The following is a 19,270-nucleotide window of genomic DNA, read 5'->3' on the forward strand; positions in this document are numbered from 1 at the left end:
ACGTTACAATATCAAAACCGGCCGGAAAATTAGGAACGCCCTGATTTTCCGGCCGGTTTTGATTTTGTATGAGGTTCCGATTACTTATCCCACATAGGTTATAGCAATTTTTTCAGTTCCTCAACATCCGGTAAAGCCTCGCGAAGCCTTTCCGGCATCTCGGAATTGATTCGATATGTAGCAACCCCCATTGGTTTGGTATAATCTTGAATTACGTATTCAACGAAGTCTTTATTTGCAGTCTTACAAAGTACAATTCCGATTGACGGGTTTTCATGAGGCTTTTTTACTTTGTCATCGAGGATACGAAGATATGTCATGAGTTGGGCAAGATAGCCTGGTTTAAAGCTCCCTGTTTTCAGTTCTACGACTACAAGACAATTCAACTCGCGGTTGAAGAACAACAGATCCGGAAAGAAATCATGGGAAAATGCCTCAAGATGATATTGATTACCTATGAATGCAAAGTCCTGTCCGAATGTCATTATGAATTTTTTGATGTTGTGGACAATTTCTTTTTCCACAACGCGCTCGTCAATATCTTCTATATCACGGATTCCTATTTCCTCTGTATTTATGAAATTCAATAGATAGGAATCCTTAAACATATTTAATGCCTTAAATGCGTTTTCTGAGTTATGGATTGTAGAAATGAAATTTGATGGTAGAGCTCCGTACTTATCTGCTGAATTAGATTTGATTTGCTCTTGCAAGAATCGTTTATTCCATTTATGTGTAATGGCGAGTTTGATGTATTTCCATCTTTTTGCCAAATCTTTTTCTCCGGTAAGGATTACTATGTGGTGACTAAAGCTTAAATCCATGAATATTTCCAAATCGTCAGCCTTGGCTGACGATTTGACTGTAAGCAATAAAGAGGTATCTATCTCATCGGTAAGTTTTGGCAATCTCAGGTCTTTATTTTCAATTACAGGAGACCACTCCTCATAAAATATCCTCATATATTTCAGATTAGTCTCAGAAAATCCTCTAAGGCCAGGTAGTTCTTTGCAGAGTCGTTCGGAAATAGCTTTAATGGCTCCCGTTTTCCAAAAGCCATCTCTGGAATTTGCTGATATGTATCTGCCGATGCCGTAATAGAGTGATAGCATTTCACGATTCACCAATTTGGCTGCCTGATATTGGCTACGCAAAATGGCTTCTTTTATGATGCTGACTGCAACTCTATAATTGTTCTCCTTATTAACTGGATATTTATTTATTGTCATAGTAATTGCAAAGATACTGATTATTTGCTGATTGCAAATAAAATGGTCGCAATATATTCAAGATTATGGGCATATAAATCCCGGAAGCAAGGATATTTGAGAATTGCTTCCGGGATCTATATGTTTTTACAAGTTTATGTCTTTATACGAAGTTTTCTTGGAAACTGCGTAGATTTTGGCTGTTTTGCTGCTGTTTCAGGAATGGGAGAGAACTGCTTCAGATGGGGACGTTGTTGAGTTCGTTGTAGGGGGAGGCATCTGAGTCGTCAATGTTGTAGAGGTCATCATCGTCGTGATGATGCTTCTTGTATTTCTTGTGCTTTTTATGTTTTTTGTGCTTCTTATCCTTATGGTGATGGTCCTGCTCGTAGTAATAGTGACTGTCGCCGAAGGGGAGATCACCTTCAACGCCCCAATGGCTGCGCATGGAACCACAGCCGCTGACCAGCAGCGGTAATACGAATGTCATGATGAGGCTCAGGATAGGGAATGTGGATCTTCTTATTCTCATAATCGTCAGGTTGAAAAGTGAGTGCCAAGGTTGAAGTCTTGTTAATAAAACATTCCCTATTGTGAAAATGTTTATAAATTGGAAAATCACGAGGATAAATCTCAGCGATTTTGTTTAATTTTGCAACAGTTGCGGACTCTTTGAGGCCCCAAACTCAAAACAGACAGCCTTAAACAGCCAACTCCCGACCTCAGACTTCCACGCTGTAACCCACAACTGACAACTCAAAACTTAAAAACTCAAAACTCACAACTCCCAATATGAAAAAGCTCATCATAATGATGCTCCTCGCCATCGCCGGTTTCGGCTCGATGGCCGCTAAAGGCAAGGCTCAGATTACCTTCGATTCAACATCCCACGATTTCGGCACCATCAAGGCCGATGGCGGTATGGTGACCGCAGTCTATGATTTCACCAATACCGGCGACGAGCCGCTGACAATCATCACCGTCACCAACGGCGGTTGCGGATGCACAAAGCCTGATTTCCCCAAGGCCCCGATTGCTCCCGGAAAGAAGGGTGAGATAAAGATTACATTCCAGCCCAAAGGCCGCTCGGGAGAGTTCAACCGTTCGGTCAAGGTGAAGACCAATGCAGGAGCAGGCCGCAAGACCCTTACATTCAACGGTGTCATTGTTCCCTGACCTTCGTCCGTGTCTCAAAAGCTCACTTTCAACCATCTGCATCATGAGAATTCCAAAATTTCTGACATTGGCGGCTCTCCTCGGCTCCGCTCTCACGGTTTCGGCCAAGGGGCAGGGCGTTTGGCTTGAGCAGAAACATGATTTCGGGGCTTTCGACGAGAGTCTCGGAACAGTCTATTGCGATTTCCGCCTTGTCAATGTTGGCGATGAGCCGATAGCCATCATCGGTGCGCGCGCCAATTGCGGATGCACCCGTCCGGAGTACTCCAAAGCCCCGATTGCTCCGGGCGATACAGCGGTCATCCGTGTCGGTTTTGACCCGTCGGGCCGTCCCGGCAGATTCGGAAAATATGTAAACGTGGATCTTGATTGCGCTCCCAAGCGTTCGCAACTGACCATCCAGGGCACCGTCATCGGAACGTCCAATACACTCAAATCGCGTTTTCCGGTGTCGCTCGGCCCGATGAAACTGCGCTCGAAGGTAATCGCCTACGGCGAGGTGCTTAAAGGCCACACTGCCGGACAGTTTCTCGAAGGCTACAACGCATCGGCCGATACTCTGCGGCCGGTGGTGGGCAATCTGCCTTCTTATATAAAGGTTCTTGTTGAGCCGACTGTCGTGCCACCCGGCGACCGCTTCGTCATCTCGACCATCCTCAATGCCGATAAAATTGACGATTGGGGAGTGGTGACCGACTCAATGACTGTCGCGCCGTCAGCAGCATCGCCTGAAAAGGTGACGGTGGAGACAGTGGCTATCATCGGTGAGGATTTCTCTACGCTCACACAAAAGCAACGGGAAGAGGCGCCACGCCTCGATGCGGATGTCACTGCCATTGACCTCAAACAGATACAGCGCGGTTCTTCGCCGATTACACGCTCGTTTACCATCGCCAACAAGGGCAAGAGCCCTCTCATCATCCGCCGTATCAGTTGTCCGGACAAGGCCGTAAGTGTCAAGCTCAAGACCATGGAAATCAAGCCGGGCAAGAGCGCAAAGGCCGAAGTGACGGTTAATCCGGCCCTTCTTGGCGACAGCAAGCTCCTCAACGCACGAATCAATATCGTGGCCAATGACCCTGACCACCCCTCGACAATGGTGCGCGTGGTGGCGGAGGTCAAGTGACCGCAGTCATCATATCCATCCCATCAACCCAATCAGCCTTAACCCCATGGAACATATTGAAAACGATGAACAGTTCGGCGGTCTGACCGTCAATAAAGGTGTCAACCAACCTCCGGTTGTCAACCCATATCTCCGTCCGCGCCGTCGGCGCGTGCTTCCCAACGCGGGAGAACTCGTAGAGGGAATACTCAAAGGCGACATCACCACTCTCGCCCGTGCCGTCACTCTCGTCGAGAGCCTTTCTCCAGAGCATCAGGCCATCGCGCAGGAGGTGATTGAAAAGTGCCTTCCACATTCTGGAAAGTCCCGCCGCATAGGCATCACCGGTGTCCCCGGAGCAGGCAAGAGTACATCGATTGACGTGTTCGGTCTCCATGTGCTTCGTAATGGGGGCAAACTTGCCGTGCTTGCAATCGACCCTTCAAGTGAACGCACCAAGGGAAGTATCCTCGGCGACAAAACCCGAATGGAGAAGCTCTCGGTCCACCCTGACGCTTTCATCCGTCCCAGTCCATCGGCCGGTTCATTGGGTGGTGTGGCACGCAAGACCCGCGAGACAATTGTCCTCTGTGAAGCTGCCGGATTCAATAATATTTTCGTCGAGACCGTGGGTGTCGGGCAGAGCGAGACCGCAGTCCACTCGATGGTCGATTTCTTCCTGCTCATCCAGCTTGCCGGTACCGGAGATGAACTCCAGGGTATCAAGCGCGGAATCATGGAAATGGCCGACGGTATTGTCATCAACAAGGCCGACGGCGACAATATCCAGCGTGCCCAATTGGCTCAGGCCCAGTTCCGCAGTGCGCTCCACCTTTTCCCGCCGACAGCTTCAGGCTGGAGTCCGGAAGTGTTGACCTACTCAGGCTACTTCGAGCTCGGTATTCCGGAAGTGTGGGACATGATTGACCGCTATTTCGCCTTTGTGGACGCAAACGGCTATTTCGAACGCAAACGCAGCGAACAGGCGCGCTACTGGATGTATGAGACCATTGACGAACAGCTACGCGCCCATTTCTACAACAATCCTGAAATCGAGCGGATGCTTGCCGAGCGTGAGGTGAGGGTGCTGAACAATCAGCAGTCGTCGTTCACAGCCGCCCGCGACATCCTCGACCACTATTTCGCCTCGAAATTCTGAGATTCATTCAGAGGATTCCGGATATGGATCCGGATCGGTGAAAGGCACAAAAAGACAGAAGGTCAGAAGATACAAAAGTTTATAATCGTCAGTATTTGCGATTATTATAGGTGAAAACACTTTTGTTTCTTCTGACCTTCTGTCTTTTTGTGCCTTTCCATTGACCTAATCCGCTATTCATACACTTTTTTACCGGATTTGTCCGAACATACTTGGGCCGGGAGGTGTTAATTACTCAAAAGCAAAACAACACCATCAACACCTCTCAATTTCAACTCTCATGAAGTCAAAACTTATAGCTGCGGCTATGTCACTCGTAGCTTTAGCAGGTTTTCAGAATACAGCCGAAGCATGTTCGCGTATACTTTACGTCGGAAATGACAGCCTGCGCATCATCGGGCGCTCACTTGATTGGAAAACACCCATCCCCACAAATCTTTATGTCTATCCCCGCGGAATGCATAAGGTAGGCAACACGTTGCCCGGCTCCGTGGAGTGGACGTCGAAATATGGTGCCATCTACGCTGTCGGCTATGACGGCGGTGTCACGGAAGGCATGAATGAAAAGGGTCTCGTTGTCAACGGACTTTTCTGCAAAGGAACTGTATATGTAAACGATTCAACCATGCAGCGTCCGCCAATGTCGCTTGCGGTATTTCCCGCATGGCTCCTTGACCTCTGCGCCACGACTCCTGAGGCCGTAGCACTTCTGAGGGAGCATAACTTCAACATTTCCGGTGCGACATTTGATGGCGGTACGGTATCGACCCTTCACTGGGGTATTACCGACAGTCAGGGCCGGTCAGCAATGGTGGAGTTTGATCACGGCAATATCAAGATTTATGAAGGACAGGATATTCCAGTGCTTACCAACGACCCGACTTTCCCGCAGATGAATGCCATCAATGACTATTGGGAGAAAAAGGGTGGTACACACACACTGCCCGGCACTGTCTCCAGTCCTGACCGTTTCGTGCGTGGCTACTTCTTCGACCATAATGTCGAGAAGACCGGTGATGCCGATCTCGGATTGTCAATTATCCGTTCGATACTCTTCAACGTGTCGGTACCTTATACCTACACCGTCGAGGGAGAGGGCAACGTAAGTTCCACCCAGTGGCGCTCGTTTGCCAATATCCGCGATCTCCGCTACTATTTCGATGTGGTGACCAATCCCGGCATCTACTATGTCGACCTCAACAAATGTGATTTCCGTCCCGGAGCACCGGTCATGAAGCTCGACACATCCAAAAGTTCGGACTATGTCGGTGATGTGACTTCGAAACTCTTCAAGACGAAGCCGTTTGATCCGATGTATTGATTCCATTGACACACTATAGTATTTACAATCAACAATACACACCAATTCAGGAATTTCCCGAATACCCTTTCCTGAAACAAACTTTATCTTAGACTATAAACACACACTTTCCGCCTTCACATCCCAACGGTTGACCAAGTGAAGGCGGTTTTTTTATTGCAGTTTTCAATAAAAACTGCCGACGGGTTTCAGGCTAATGTTTTGTAATTGGGAGAAATTTTTAGTACTTTTGCAGAAATTAATCTCCGGTCTATGCGTCAATTTGTTGTCATAGCGTTGTTTGTCCTTTCAGCCATGCTCCTTTCTGGAGCCGCACCGCGCTGGGAGGCTGTCGACGCGCCCGGACGCATATTCACCGAGCAACGCAGTGATTCCGACCGGACTGAAGTGGCTGTGAGGGAGGGCGCGATTTATATCAGTTCCCAACATCAGGTCAGCATAAAGGTGTTCACCATTCTCGGTCAGCTTATCTCGCAGGAGACTCTTCCGGCAGGTACCCACCGCCTTCAGATGAGCGCAAAAGGAATCTACATCCTGAAAATAGGCACTACCACGCGACGCGTAACAATTTGATGCCCCCGTTATTGTAAATGAAAGTACGTCTGATCATCAATCCCATCTCCGGCACCCGCAACAAAGCCGGACTTGACCGCATGGTCGCTGACGCACTCAGCCCTCTCGGCTGGGAGCTTGAAGTTGTATATACAAAAGGTCACGGCGATGCCACGAGGCTTGCCCTCTCAGCCGTAGAAAAAGGTTGCGACGTGGTTCTCGCTGCCGGTGGCGACGGCACAATCAACGAGACCGCTGCCGCCCTGTGTGGCACAGGAGTTGTGCTTGGCATACTCCCGTGTGGTTCCGGCAACGGACTTGCCCGCCATCTCGGTATTCCTATCGACATCCGCGAGGGACTGAAGGTGATTCTTGAAAATCACCCCGAGGATATAGACTACGGTACGGTTAACGACAGTAAATTTTTCTGTACCTTCGGCGTCGGCTTCGATGCAGCAGTGAGTGCTGCTTTCGCGCGAAAGAAAACCAGAGGTAAATTAACTTATATCCAAAGTACGTTCGAGACATACGCCAACTACGAACCGGAATACTACACCATCAGTGCCAACGGCAAGAAGTTGACCGAGAAGGCTTTTCTTGTTGCCGTATGTAATGCCTCTCAGTATGGCAACAATGCTTATATAGCTCCGAGCGCGGCTATAAACGATGGTCTGCTCGATGTGACCATCATACATGCAGGTAATACCCTGTCTACAGCTCTGGTTGGAGTTGATATGCTGACCGGCATGATTGAGCGGAATATGCTCATCCATACATTCCGCACGGATAATATCATCATTGAGCGTGAGCGCCGTGGCCCGTCGCATCTCGATGGCGAACCGCTCGAAATGACTGACCATCTCGACATCCGCTGTCATCACAACGGTCTCAGGGTATTTACACCGAGGACAGTGCGTCCCTTCAAACCCATCCTTACCCCGGTCACGGCCATGTTCAACGATTTCAAACTCGCCGTCTCAAACCTTTTCCAGAAAGCATAGTTACCGTCAAGAACCACTATTGACGCATTGGCTACAGTACATGGATGGATAGCCGTCCAAAAGCCACTGTTAATACTATGTCAGCTACAGTGTGTGTGGATGGTGCCCTCCCCGGATGGTTGATTCTCCGTCCCAATCCTCTATAGATGCTCGTCAGCTATGGTGTATAGATAACTTCTCCGGATGGCCGATGTCCCGTCCAAAAACCGTAGTTGATGCTGCTTCAGCTATAGTGTGTAGATGGCCTTTCCGGATGGCCGATGTCCCGTCCAAAAGCCGTAGTTGATGCTGCCTCAGCTATAGCGTGTAGATGGCCTTTCCGGATGGCTGATTATCTGTCCCAATCCACTATATATGCTCGTCAGCTATGGTGTGCAGATAGCTTTTCCGGATGGTTGATTCACCGTCCCCATCTACTATAGATGCTCGTCAGCTATGGTGTGCAGATAGCTTCTCCGGATGGTTGATGTCCGTAGGACATCGATTTATTCGTAACCCCCGACACCGAGCGCAGCGAGCGTGTCGGGGGACCGTAAGACTCCCAACCAGCAGGTGTCCGACAGGACACCGATTTACCATTAGCAACTATCCTTAAACTTATTACCATGAGCCATATCTCAATTACCTATCATTTGATTTTCGGCACTTGCCGCAGAGAATCCGTAATCCATATAGCCCACGACCGTGAGCTATATAAATTCATCTATGACTTCTGCATGTCAAGGGGGGTGAAAATATGGCGTATAGGCGGGATGCCTGATCACATCCATGTCCTCTGCGACATACCTCCCAAAATCGCTGTCGCCGATTTCGTAAAGTTGCTGAAAGCCGAAAGTAGTAAATTTTTGAGAGCAAATCCTCATTTTCCTCATTGGGATAAATGGGCCGAGGGCTATGGTGCATTTTCTGTCGATGCCGAAAACAGACAGGAAAGAATACGATATATCATGGAGCAAAAAACTCACCATAGGGTAGTTTCATTTGCTCAAGAATACCGGAACATGCTGAGGATGCGGGGATTTGCAGATGATATGGCGCTATTGGGTGACTGATAACCCATATATGGCAACTCCGTAACTCCGTAAATCGGTGTCCTGCCGGACACCCGCTGATTGGGAGCCTTGAGGTCCCTCGACACCGAGCGTAGCGACAGTGTCGGGGATTACGAAAAAAGTGGTGTCCGACAGGGCACCACTAATTGGATATGATCTATAGTGCTTTATCCTTGATACTTAGTACTTTATACTTAGTGCTTAATCCTTTATCCTTATTACTTAACCGCAGGTTACAGTTGTCCGAGTTCGACCATTGTGGCGACGCGTTCGACTATCGCGTCCTTGCGGTCGGTGTCAGGTTTGTAGCCGGTCTTGAGGTTCACACCGAAGATGCGGCCGAATGTCTGCCAGAAGCTTGCGCGGAATGAGCCGAGGAATGCTTTAAGGATATTGTAGCTCGATTGGTTGGTCTCGCGGTTGATGAGCTTGATAAGCATTTGAGCCTGCGATTTGGTAAATTTCTTCAATACGGGCTTGTATTGTTCAAACACAGCACCTTCCATCTTCTTGAGGTGTTCCTCGCGTTCCTGCTGGGTGGGGAATGTTTCGATATATTCGTAGGTTTCAATCAGAGTCTCGCAGATGAGCTTTGCGTATGGGAGGGTCTTCTTCACGTCGCGCACCGTCTTCCAGTAGAATTCTTCCTCTTTCTTATTCTTGAACTTCAAGGGAGGATAGACGGTCACGTCGGCAAGCACAAGCATGAGAGTGTTGTCGCCGTTCTCATCGTCAAAGAAGTAGTAGCCCTGAAGCGGTTTGACGCGTCCTGAGCCTACTTTTATGTTTGAGGTATCATCATCGTTGTCATCGGCAGGCATGACGGGGCTGCTGTATGCGCCGAGCGCACACAGAGCCGTCATGATAAGCGATAGGATAAATCTATTGAATTGTGTCATACATTATTATAACACATAAATATGCATTTTTATTGTGACCCTCCTTGCTTGTGGGATGCAATCAGTCCTTGACGGGACCGTGGGGCACCGGAGGATAGTCGACCGTATAGTGCAGACCGCGCGATTCCTTGCGCTCCTTGGCCTGACGCATGATAAGGTAGCCGACGTTGATGATGTTGCGCAACTCACATATCTCACGCGATGCTTTCGACTGCTTGAAGAGTTTTTCGGTTTCCTCATAGAGGATGTCGAGGCGGTTCCAGGCGCGGTCGAGGCGAAGGTTGGAGCGCACGATGCCGACGTAGGTACCCATAATCTGGTTGACCTCTTTGATGCTCTGGGTGATGAGTACCATTTCCTCTGTATGGCGCGTCCCTTCGTCGTTCCATTCGGGTACGTCGGTGCGGAAATCATAGTGTGAGGCGTTGGCTGTGGCATGGCGTGCGGCTGCATCGGCATAGACAACAGCTTCGATGAGCGAGTTTGATGCAAGACGGTTGCCTCCGTGGAGACCTGTGCATGAACATTCACCGACAGCATACAGGCGCTTGATGGACGATTCGGCATTGCCGTCGACCTTGATGCCTCCACAGAGGTAGTGGGCGGCGGGCGCGACGGGAATGTAATCCTTGGTGATGTCGATGCCGAGCGACAGGCACTTGGCGTAGATGTTGGGGAAGTGCTTCTTTGTCTCTTCGGGGTCTTTGTGGGTCACGTCGAGATAGACGTGGTCATCGCCGGTGAGCTTCATTTCAGAGTCGATGGCGCGCGCCACGATGTCGCGGGGTGCAAGCGAGAGGCGGGGGTCATACTTGTGCATGAATTCCTCCCCCTTGAGGTTGCGGAGCACTGCGCCGTAGCCTCTCATGGCCTCTGTGATGAGGAAGTTGGGGCGGTCGCCGGGATGGTAGAGGGCTGTCGGGTGGAACTGGATGAATTCCATGTCCTTGACGGTTCCCTTAGCGCGGTAGACCATAGCGATACCGTCGCCTGTAGCAACGAGGGGATTGGTGGTGGTCTGGTAGACAGCGCCGACACCACCGGTGGCTATGAGTGTAATGCGCGAGAGGAAGGTGTCGACCTCGCCTGTCGTCGTGTTCAGGACGTATGCACCATAGCAGGTGATGTCGGGTGTGCGACGGGTGACAATCTTACCTAAATGGTGCTGGGTGATGATTTCAATGGCGAAATGGTGCTCGAAGATGTCGATGTTGCCGTTGGCTTTCACGGCCTCAATGAGCGACTCCTGGATTTCAAAGCCGGTGTTGTCGGCATGGTGGAGGATGCGGAATTCGGAGTGTCCCCCCTCGCGGTGGAGATCGAACGACCCGTCGGCCTTCTTGTCGAACTCGACACCCCAGTTGATCAGTTCCCTAATCTGTTCGGGAGCTTCAGTGACCACCTTGCGGACCGCTTCGGGGTCGCTGAGCCAGTCGCCGGCAATCATGGTGTCGTTGATGTGTTTCTCGAAGTCGTCGACTTCAAGGTTTGTGACAGAGGCCACGCCGCCCTGGGCAAGAGCTGTGTTAGCTTCGTCAAGTGTGGTCTTGCAAATGAGCGCCACGCGCCCCTTTGAAGCAACTTTCAGGGCAAAGCTCATGCCGGCTATGCCAGAGCCGATTACAAGATAGTCATACTTTCGTGTCATGGCAGTTGAAATGTGAGAAGCTGGAGTTTAATGGGGTTGGAGAGAGGGGATGGTAGGTGTGATTTAGGTGTCATTTGATGGCTGCAAGTCCACCCTGTGCGGTTTCCTTGTAGATCGACGGTAGGTCGTGGCCTGTCTGTTTCATCACTTCAACAATTCGGTCGAAAGTGACTGAATGACGGCCATCGGAGAACGATGCGTAGAGGTTGCTGTCGAGCGCACGGGCTGCCGCGTAGGCGTTACGCTCGATGCAGGGAATCTGGACGAGTCCGCAGACGGGGTCGCAGGTGAGTCCGAGGTGGTGTTCGAGACCCATCTCGGCTGAGTATTCAATCTGGGCGGGTGTCCCTCCGAAGAGCTGACTCGCGGCTGCAGCGGCCATGGCGCAGGCTACGCCGACCTCTCCCTGACAGCCGACTTCGGCTCCGGAGACTGAGGCGTTGTGTTTGACGACGCTGCCGAAAAGTCCGGCCGTGGCGAGTGCGCGCAGGATGCGCTTGTCGCTGAATCCCTTGGAGGTCGAAAGATGGTAGAGAACGGCGGGGAGGACACCGCAGGAGCCACATGTGGGGGCGGTGACGATCTTTCCGCCGGATGCGTTTTCCTCGCTGACAGCGAGAGCGTAGGCATAGACGAGTCCGCGGCTGCGGAGGCTGTCGTTGTGGCCGGCGGCGTGGAGGTAGTAGCTGATGGCCTTGCGGCGCACACCGAGACCTCCGGGCAGGACCCCTTCGGCATCAATTCCGCGCTCGACGGCCTCTTTCATCACTTGCCATACTTCCGCGAGATAGTCCCACACGTCCTTGTCCTCGTGGTCCTCGACATATTCCCAGAAACTTTTTCCGGTCTGCTTGGTCCAGTCGAGAATGTCGGCAATCTTGTCCATCGGATAGACATCCTTCACCTGAGGACGCTCCTCGCCTTCGTGGACGATGTCGCCGCCGCCGATTGAATAGACGGTCTGTGCTTCAATCTCCTTTCCGTCGCGGTCAAAGGCGCGGAAGGTCATGCCGTTGGGATGGAAGGGGAGGAAAATGTCGGGTTGCCAGATGATTTCGGTGGGAGCAATGGGCGTGAGTTCGCCGAGGATGGCCACATCAGTCATGTGACCCTTTCCGGTGCCCGCGAGAGCACCGTAAAGGGTCACAGTAAATGATGCGGCGTCCCGGTGACGGGAGCCAAACTCCTGGGCGGCTTTCAGAGGCCCCATTGTGTGGGAACTCGACGGGCCGTGGCCTATTTTATAGAGTTTTGTGATTGATTCCATCAGTTGATAAGAGCGTGGCCGGTCATCTCCTTGGGCTGGGGAAGGCCCATGATCTTAAGCATTGTGGGAGCGACATCGGCAAGCTTGCCGTCCTCGACCTTTGCATCGGTGCGCTCGGTGACGTAGATGCAGGGAACGGGGTTGAGCGAGTGGGCTGTGTTGGGGGTTCCGTCGGCGTTGATTGCGTTGTCGGCGTTGCCGTGGTCAGCGATGATGATGACTTCGTAGCCGGCTTCCTTGGCAGCCTCAACTGTGTCTTTCACACATTCGTCAACAGCCTTCACTGCCTTGCAGATGGCTTCGTAGACACCGGTGTGGCCCACCATGTCGCCGTTGGCGTAGTTGACAACGATGAAGTCATATTTCTCTTCCTTGATGGCTTCGACGAGTTTGTCTTTCACCTCGTAGGCGCTCATTTCAGGCTTGAGGTCGTAGGTTGCGACCTTGGGCGAAGCGACGAGGATACGCTCCTCACCTTCGTAGGGCTCTTCGCGTCCACCGTTGAAGAAGAATGTCACATGTGCATACTTCTCGGTCTCGGCGATGTGGAGCTGCTTCTTGTCGAGGCTTGAAAGATATTCTCCGAGGGTGTTCTCTACGTTCTCCTTCGGGAAGAGGATGTGTACGCCGGTAAACGATGCGTCGTAGGGAGTCATGCAGTAGTACTGGAGACCGGGGATGACCTTCATGTCAGCCTCGGGAATATCGTGCTGTGTGAGGGCTACGGTAAGCTCCTTGGCGCGGTCGTTGCGGTAGTTGAAGAAGATGACGGCGTCGCCTTCCTTGATGGTTCCGTCGACAGTCGAGTTGTTGATGGGCTTGATGAATTCGTCGGTCACGTCGTCGTTGTAGCTTTCCTGTACGGCTGCAACCATATCGGTGGCCTGTTTGCCTTCACCTTTGACAAGAAGATCGTAGGCGACTTTCACGCGTTCCCAGCGCTTGTCGCGGTCCATCGCGTAGTAACGGCCGATGATTGATGCGATTTTGCCTGCCGACTTTGCGCAGTGGTTTTCGAGGGCCTCGATGAAGCCTTTTCCGCTGCGGGGGTCAGTGTCGCGGCCATCCATGAAGCAGTGGATATAGACCTTCTCAAGACCGTAGTGCTTTGCGATGTCGCAGAGGGCATAGAGGTGGTCGAGCGATGAGTGCACGCCGCCGTCGCTTGTAAGACCCATGAAGTGGATGGCCTTGCCGTTGTCGCGGGCGTAGGTGAATGCGTTGACGATTTCGGGGTTTTCAAGGATTGAACCGTCCTGACAGGCCTTGTTGATTTTCACGAGGTCCTGATAGAGCACGCGGCCTGCGCCGATATTGAGGTGACCTACTTCAGAGTTGCCCATCTGGCCGTCGGGGAGACCGACATTTTCGCCTGATGCCTGAAGCTGGCTGTGGGGATAGGTTTTTACGAGATAGTCCCAGTAGGGTGTGGGGGTTGAGGAAATAGCGTCGCTCTTTGAGTGATTGCCGATTCCCCATCCGTCGAGAATCATTAACAATGCTTTCTTTGCCATGATGTTATAGAAATTGTATGATTAATTTTCCAAAATTTCGCAGTGCGGTTTTCAAGAGTGCAAAGATACGCAAAAACTATGATTCCCAAGCACATTTGGGCGTAAAAATCCTGTTAAAGTGCCACCTGTACGCCTCCGAGATTGAGAGTGGCGGGGATACCCATTGCGCTGAATGCGCGCGCCATGGTGGAGATGGTGATGTTGTGGCCGTTTTCGATTTTCGATATGCGGGCTTTCTTCACGCCCATCATTTCACCCAACTGTTCCTGAGTCAGAGAGCGTTCCAGACGTGCCTTGCGGATTGCCTCTCCGATGTGATAGGCGCGAATCTCTTCCTGAACCTCGGCTTCAAATGCATCCCTGTAGGGAGTTCCGATTTTACCGAGATCCCGGTCCATCATTTCTTCTAAAGTATAGTATTTCATTGCCATATATTTTACCTATTCTTGTCTTTTAGATAGTTGATGCGTATTGCTTCAGCTTTAGCAATTTCTTTGGAAGGGGTTTTCTGCGATTTTTTAATTATGCCGTGAGTGGCAATCACAAAAGTTTCCTCTTCCCTATCCCAGAAGGCAAACAGACGGTAACAGATTCCCTTGTATAGGGTCCGGAATTCCCAAATGTCAGTGCTCTCCAGTTTTTTGAATAATTCCACATCTTTTATGCCTCCGCTGATTTTGCGGATGTTATAATAGATTTTTTCTCTAACGTCAAGAGGTAGGGAACTGATGAAATCCCCTGCTTCCTGCAAGGCGATGAATCTGAAAATAGGTCTGTCCATTATCCGGGAGTCTTGTTCCTGCAAAGATAAGGATAAGTTTCCTTATTTGCAAACAATTAATCGGCAGGATATGTTTGCTTAGTGGATGTCTGTAGGATGAACACGGATGTTTATTCAGTTATGGATAGCGGTGCCTCTCTTAAAGTTTGGTGAGGGTTTTGGTGAGGGTGACTGTCTCGGGGATTTCGCGGGTGTAATGGGTGACGAAGATGAGTGTGGAGCGGTTGCGGGTGATAAGGAGGTCAATGAGGCGGCGCACTCTTTCCTTTCGTTCGGCATCGAGGCCATGAAGGGGTTCGTCGAGGATCATCAAGGGTGCCTGTTTGATGAAGGTGCGGGCGAGAAGGACGAGTCGCTGCTCTCCGGATGAGAGTTCTGAGAATTTCCGTTCGGCAAGATGGCTGATGTCAAGCAGACGGAGCCAGGTGCGGGCTTCGTCGAGTTCGTCGGGTGTAGCTTTTCGGAATTGGGAGAGTGAGTTGCGCTTACCGCCTACGACTATCTCCTCGACGGGCAGTGATGAGCGGAAGTAGAGCTGCATTTCGGGGCATACATAGCCGATGCGGTCTTTGATTTCCCAGATGCTTTCGCCCGAACCTCGACGGCGGTCAAAGAGGGTGATGCGGTTGGCGTAGGCCTGAGGATTGTCGGCACAGACAAGGCTGAGGAGGAGCGATTTGCCGGAGCCGTTGGGACCGGTCAAGGCCCAGCGTTCACCGGAACGGACGGTCCAGTCAAGACCTTCGAGGATTGAGCGATTTCCGTAGCGGACATGACCATCCTCGATTGCGAATGCAACGTCGAAGTCAGTGCAGGAAGAAGATGGAGCCGGGAGGTCGGCTTCGGAGATGTCGGGAGATGAGGTCACAGCGTTTTCCCGCAGATTGGCGATTTCCTCCGGATTTATGATGGGCCGGGAGAGGGTATGGTTGTCGAGGGTAATGATGGCAGTGGTATAGGCCGGGATGTCGATGGCATCGCATAGGAGCATGATGATTCCGGTTCCACTCCCGGCAATCCCGCTGATTGCGTTGTCGAGCTCTGCGCGTGATTGTGCGTCGAGCCCGATATAGGGGTTGTCAAGGATAAGGATGTCGGGAGTGTCTATGAGGGCGTTGATGATGAGAAGCTTGCGCAGTTCTCCGCTCGAAAGGTAATTGACTCGCTTGCTGACCACATCGTGGAGCGAGAACGCGTCGCAGAGTTCTTTCCATTTTTTGGTAGATGCTTTTTCGCCAAGGATTTCTCCGACTGTCGGGACGAGGTCGTTGACCGTCGCTTCAAGCCGTTGGTCGTAGCGTGTCACTTCAATTCCGGTAAGGGCATGGATGTCGGTAAAGGCAAGCATTTTGACCTTCATGTCGGGACGGGAGAATTCGAGGCGGTTGCCGTAGGCATAACGGCCTTTTTCGATGACCAGACCGAGGGTAGACTTACCTGCACCGTTGGGGCCGAGGATGATGCTTACTCCTGCTGGGATTGTGGTAAAAGAGGGGTTCTGAAGCACTACATTGCCGTAGCCGAGACGAGGGCTGTTGAATTTTACAAGAAAATCTGCATTATTATCCATTGCGAACTTGAATTTTTTGACGGCTGCAAAATTACTAAATAAATGAGTGATAATCCAATGCTTATGATGAAAAAAACGGTGTGGAGTTATGGAAATTAGGATTATAATCAGTATCTTTGTGGAGGTGAGGCTCTTTGGGATTTTATCAGGCATCACTAAGAATGTTAACAGTTTAATATCATGGAAAAGAACATCTCTCTCCCCGTCGGTGAAAGCAATTTGCTTAAGGAAATCCGACAAGTGATTGATTCGGCGCGCAGTCGCGCCATGCAGACAGTTAATTCACTTATGGTGCAGGCCTACTGGAATGTGGGCAGGCTCATAGTGGAGGCGCAGGGTAGTGGGGCTCGTGCTGAATATGGCGATTCGTTGATAAAGAATATATCAGCAAAACTGACTCACGAATACGGGAAGGGTTTTACTGCTACTAATCTGCGATACATGAGGCAGTTCTATCTCGTTTTCCCAAATTATCACTCGGTGAGTGACAAATTGAGTTGGACGCACTATCGTCACATAATAAAAGTTCAAAATCCCGAAGCCCGCGAATTCTACATTTCAGAAGCGGTCAAGGGTCAGTGGAGTGTCAGGCAGTTGCAGCGACAGATCAACACTTTCTTCTACGACCGACTGTTGGCCAGCCGTGACAAGTCCGGGGTTTCAGCCGAGTTGAAGCGCAAGGATAAAGAGGAATTCAATCCGCGTCAGATTATCCGTGATCCATACGTTCTTGAATTTCTTGATTTGAAAGCAAATCCGTCGTTCTACGAAAAAGATCTCGAACAGGGCCTCATAGCCCATCTTCAGGAGTTCATGCTTGAAATGGGGCGCGGATTCTCATTTGTGGGGCGTCAGAAACGTATTACTTTTGACGGTCAGCACTTCTACATCGATCTTGTGTTCTACAATTATCTGATGAAGTGCTTTGTCCTTGTCGATTTGAAAATGGGCGTCCTGACTCACCAGGACATTGGTCAGATGCAGATGTATGTCAACTACTATAATGCGGAAATTCGTCCGGAAGGTGACAATCCGACGGTTGGACTACTCCTGTGTGCCGACAAAAGCGATGAGGTCATCAGATATACCCTCGGTGACAGCTCAGCCAATATTCTTGCTGCAAAATATACCGACTGCTTGCCATCTGAGGAGGAGTTGCGGCGGGAATTACGCCGTGAATACGACAATCTGAGTGCTTTGGAAGAGTGAAGTGGCAAATAAACGCCTTGTGGCAGGAAATTTTAAGCTGAATAAGGGGATTTTATGATATTTTTTGTATTTTTGCGGAAAGTCTTGTCTGTTCAGGCATGACGGATCTTGAATCGGTACCAAAAGCCAATCAATACCAATCCCTATCCACAGAAATTTCTAAAGCTTATAACCGAAAAATATTTCATCTATTATGTTCAAAGACCAACCCAAAGGCCTTATTCCCGCAGCGCTCAGCAACATGGGTGAGCGATTCGGCTATTACATCATGAACGCGGTGTTAGTATTGTTCCTCTGTTCGAAATTCGGACTGAGCGAGGAGACCAGCACCCTGATTTATTCGTTTTTCTATGCAGGCATTTATTTGCTGAGCCTTGTAGGCGGTGTGATCGCCGACCGTACCCGTAATTACAAGGGAACCATCATCAGTGGTCTGGTGGTCATGTGTCTCGGTTATGTGCTTCTCTCCATTCCTATCCTATCTACTTCTGAGAATATTTCATGGCTGCTCCCGATGACTTGCTTCGCCCTCTTCCTCATTGCTTTCGGAAATGGTCTTTTCAAGGGCAATCTTCAGGCTATCGTCGGTCAGCTTTACGACAATCCGCAATATGCTTCGAAGCGCGACTCCGGTTTCCAGATTTTCTATGTGTTCATCAATGTCGGAGGTCTCGTGGCCCCTTTCATCGCCCCGATGCTCCGCAGTTGGTGGCTCGGTGTCCATAATCTTGCCTACAATGCGAAACTTCCCGCACTTTGCCATGAATATCTGAGCGTTACCGACAATATGTCGACCGAGAACATCGATAATCTCTATGCCCTCATCACTGCTACCGGAGGCGACACAGCCGGTGACATCCAGGCATTCTGTAGCCAGTACCTTGAAGTGTTCAATACCGGTGTGCATTATTCATTCATCGCTTCGGTTGCTGCCATGCTGCTGTCGCTTGTAATCTTCCTCATCTATAAGAAGGGTCTTCCCAATCCCTCTGCCAAGGCAAAGGCATCCTCTGTCAGCATCTCCGACGAGGAGCGTCGTGCAATGGCCAAGGAAATCAAGCAGCGCATGATGGCCCTTTTCGCAGTGCTTGGAGTTGTCATCTTCTTTTGGTTCTCATTCCACCAGAACGGTACTTCGCTTTCACTCTTCGCCCGTGACTTCGTAGATACATCCACTATCGCTCCTGAAATCTGGCAGGCAGTGAATCCCTTCTTCGTGATTGTCCTCACCCCTGTTGTCATGGCATTCTTCGCAATGCTCAGCCGTCGTGGCATCGAGATTTCCACTCCCAAGAAAATTGCAATCGGTATGGGGCTCGCAGGTCTTGCCTTCCTCTTCCTTGCAGTGTTCTCAAGCGTTTCCGGCTATCCTTCGGCTACAGAATTCCGTGCCATGCCTGTCAGCGAGACTGCAGGGATGCTTGCCGGTCCGTGGGTGCTCATCCTGCTCTACTTCTTCCTCACTGTGGCTGAACTTTTCATCTCCCCGCTCGGACTTTCGTTCGTTTCGAAAGTTGCTCCCGCCCACATGCAGGGTCTCTGTCAGGGCCTCTGGCTCGGTGCTACTGCTCTCGGTAACCTTCTCCTCTGGATTGGTCCGTTGATGTACAATGCATGGCCTCTCTGGATGTGTTGGAGCGTGTTCCTTGCTGTGTGTCTCATCTCAATGGGTGTGATGTTCGGCATGGTTAAGTGGCTCGAACGTGTGACCAATGCATAAAATCCACTGAAGCTAATAAGAATTTGAGATAGTAATAAAGAAGACAAAAGTACGGATGGAATCTGTCGACGATGTTTCCGGCGTACTT

The 19,270-nt window shown here is 50.5% G+C and carries 18 protein-coding genes; 9 read left to right on the forward strand and 9 right to left on the reverse strand.

Translation table 11 applies throughout. From position 1 onward, the window contains the following. Positions 1-98: 98 nt before the first annotated feature. Both QZ310_RS01375 and QZ310_RS01380 read right to left on the reverse strand, forming a co-directional pair. Positions 99-1,229: a PDDEXK nuclease domain-containing protein gene (locus QZ310_RS01375; RefSeq protein WP_297069582.1), complete on the reverse strand. Its 1,131-nt coding sequence runs from the start codon at positions 1,227-1,229 to the stop codon at positions 99-101. A gap of 217 nt (positions 1,230-1,446) precedes the next feature. Further along, complete coding sequence (locus QZ310_RS01380) at positions 1,447-1,740, reverse strand: hypothetical protein (RefSeq protein WP_297069583.1); 294 nt, start codon at positions 1,738-1,740, stop codon at positions 1,447-1,449. Positions 1,741-2,000: 260 nt separating this feature from the next. Here QZ310_RS01380 and QZ310_RS01385 point away from each other — a divergent pair, with 260 nt between their 5' ends. From QZ310_RS01385 to tnpA, 7 genes are all read left to right on the forward strand, one after another. After that, positions 2,001-2,384: a DUF1573 domain-containing protein gene (locus tag QZ310_RS01385; RefSeq protein WP_297069586.1), complete on the forward strand. Its 384-nt coding sequence runs from the start codon at positions 2,001-2,003 to the stop codon at positions 2,382-2,384. Positions 2,385-2,427: 43 nt separating this feature from the next. Beyond that, complete coding sequence (locus QZ310_RS01390) at positions 2,428-3,510, forward strand: DUF1573 domain-containing protein (RefSeq protein WP_297069588.1); 1,083 nt, start codon at positions 2,428-2,430, stop codon at positions 3,508-3,510. Positions 3,511-3,556: 46 nt separating this feature from the next. After that, on the forward strand, positions 3,557-4,648 hold the full coding sequence (gene meaB, locus QZ310_RS01395) for a methylmalonyl Co-A mutase-associated GTPase MeaB (protein WP_297069589.1): 1,092 nt from the start codon (positions 3,557-3,559) through the stop codon (positions 4,646-4,648). 280 nt (positions 4,649-4,928) lie between these two features. Beyond that, on the forward strand, positions 4,929-5,969 hold the full coding sequence (locus QZ310_RS01400) for a linear amide C-N hydrolase (RefSeq protein ID WP_297069591.1): 1,041 nt from the start codon (positions 4,929-4,931) through the stop codon (positions 5,967-5,969). A gap of 252 nt (positions 5,970-6,221) precedes the next feature. After that, positions 6,222-6,542, forward strand: a complete 321-nt coding sequence (locus tag QZ310_RS01405; protein WP_297069594.1) for a T9SS type A sorting domain-containing protein — start codon at positions 6,222-6,224, stop codon at positions 6,540-6,542. Between the two features lie 17 nt (positions 6,543-6,559). Then, complete coding sequence (locus QZ310_RS01410; RefSeq protein ID WP_297069595.1) at positions 6,560-7,522, forward strand: diacylglycerol kinase family protein; 963 nt, start codon at positions 6,560-6,562, stop codon at positions 7,520-7,522. A gap of 605 nt (positions 7,523-8,127) precedes the next feature. Beyond that, positions 8,128-8,574 (forward strand): IS200/IS605 family transposase, encoded by a 447-nt coding sequence (gene tnpA, locus QZ310_RS01415; RefSeq protein WP_297069597.1) that lies wholly within the window; start codon positions 8,128-8,130, stop codon positions 8,572-8,574. Positions 8,575-8,807: 233 nt separating this feature from the next. Here the strand turns inward: tnpA and QZ310_RS01420 are convergent, their stop codons facing one another. From QZ310_RS01420 to QZ310_RS01450, 7 genes are all read right to left on the reverse strand, one after another. Next, positions 8,808-9,437: a DUF4294 domain-containing protein gene (locus QZ310_RS01420; protein WP_297069599.1), complete on the reverse strand. Its 630-nt coding sequence runs from the start codon at positions 9,435-9,437 to the stop codon at positions 8,808-8,810. A 97-nt stretch (positions 9,438-9,534) separates the two neighbouring features. After that, a complete protein-coding gene (gene nadB / locus QZ310_RS01425) occupies positions 9,535-11,121 on the reverse strand; it encodes an L-aspartate oxidase (protein ID WP_297069601.1) in 1,587 nt (528 codons plus the stop codon). Between the two features lie 70 nt (positions 11,122-11,191). After that, a complete protein-coding gene (locus tag QZ310_RS01430; RefSeq protein ID WP_297069603.1) occupies positions 11,192-12,388 on the reverse strand; it encodes an L-serine ammonia-lyase in 1,197 nt (398 codons plus the stop codon). Next, positions 12,388-13,902, reverse strand: coding sequence for a 2,3-bisphosphoglycerate-independent phosphoglycerate mutase (gene gpmI, locus QZ310_RS01435; RefSeq protein ID WP_297069605.1), 1,515 nt, complete (start codon positions 13,900-13,902; stop codon positions 12,388-12,390). Before gpmI ends, QZ310_RS01430 begins: the two co-directional genes overlap by 1 nt. Before the next feature lie 113 nt (positions 13,903-14,015). Next, the gene (locus QZ310_RS01440; protein WP_297069607.1) at positions 14,016-14,327 is read right to left on the reverse strand and encodes a helix-turn-helix transcriptional regulator; all 312 of its coding nucleotides are present in this window, start codon (positions 14,325-14,327) and stop codon (positions 14,016-14,018) included. An 11-nt stretch (positions 14,328-14,338) separates the two neighbouring features. Next, positions 14,339-14,683 carry a type II toxin-antitoxin system RelE/ParE family toxin gene (locus QZ310_RS01445; RefSeq protein WP_297069609.1) on the reverse strand — a complete coding sequence of 115 codons (345 nt, stop codon included), beginning with the start codon at positions 14,681-14,683 and terminating at the stop codon, positions 14,339-14,341. Between the two features lie 139 nt (positions 14,684-14,822). Further along, positions 14,823-16,253, reverse strand: coding sequence for an ATP-binding cassette domain-containing protein (locus QZ310_RS01450; RefSeq protein WP_297069611.1), 1,431 nt, complete (start codon positions 16,251-16,253; stop codon positions 14,823-14,825). Between the two features lie 180 nt (positions 16,254-16,433). Between QZ310_RS01450 and QZ310_RS01455 the strand changes: the two genes are divergently transcribed. Both QZ310_RS01455 and QZ310_RS01460 read left to right on the forward strand, forming a co-directional pair. Then, a complete protein-coding gene (locus tag QZ310_RS01455) occupies positions 16,434-17,462 on the forward strand; it encodes a PDDEXK nuclease domain-containing protein (RefSeq protein ID WP_297069613.1) in 1,029 nt (342 codons plus the stop codon). 193 nt (positions 17,463-17,655) lie between these two features. After that, entirely contained in the window at positions 17,656-19,182 is a 1,527-nt protein-coding gene (locus QZ310_RS01460) for a peptide MFS transporter (RefSeq protein WP_297069615.1), read from the forward strand. Positions 19,183-19,270: the final 88 nt, after the last annotated feature.

Source organism: uncultured Duncaniella sp. (genome assembly GCF_910577345.1).
GTDB lineage: Bacteria > Bacteroidota > Bacteroidia > Bacteroidales > Muribaculaceae > Duncaniella.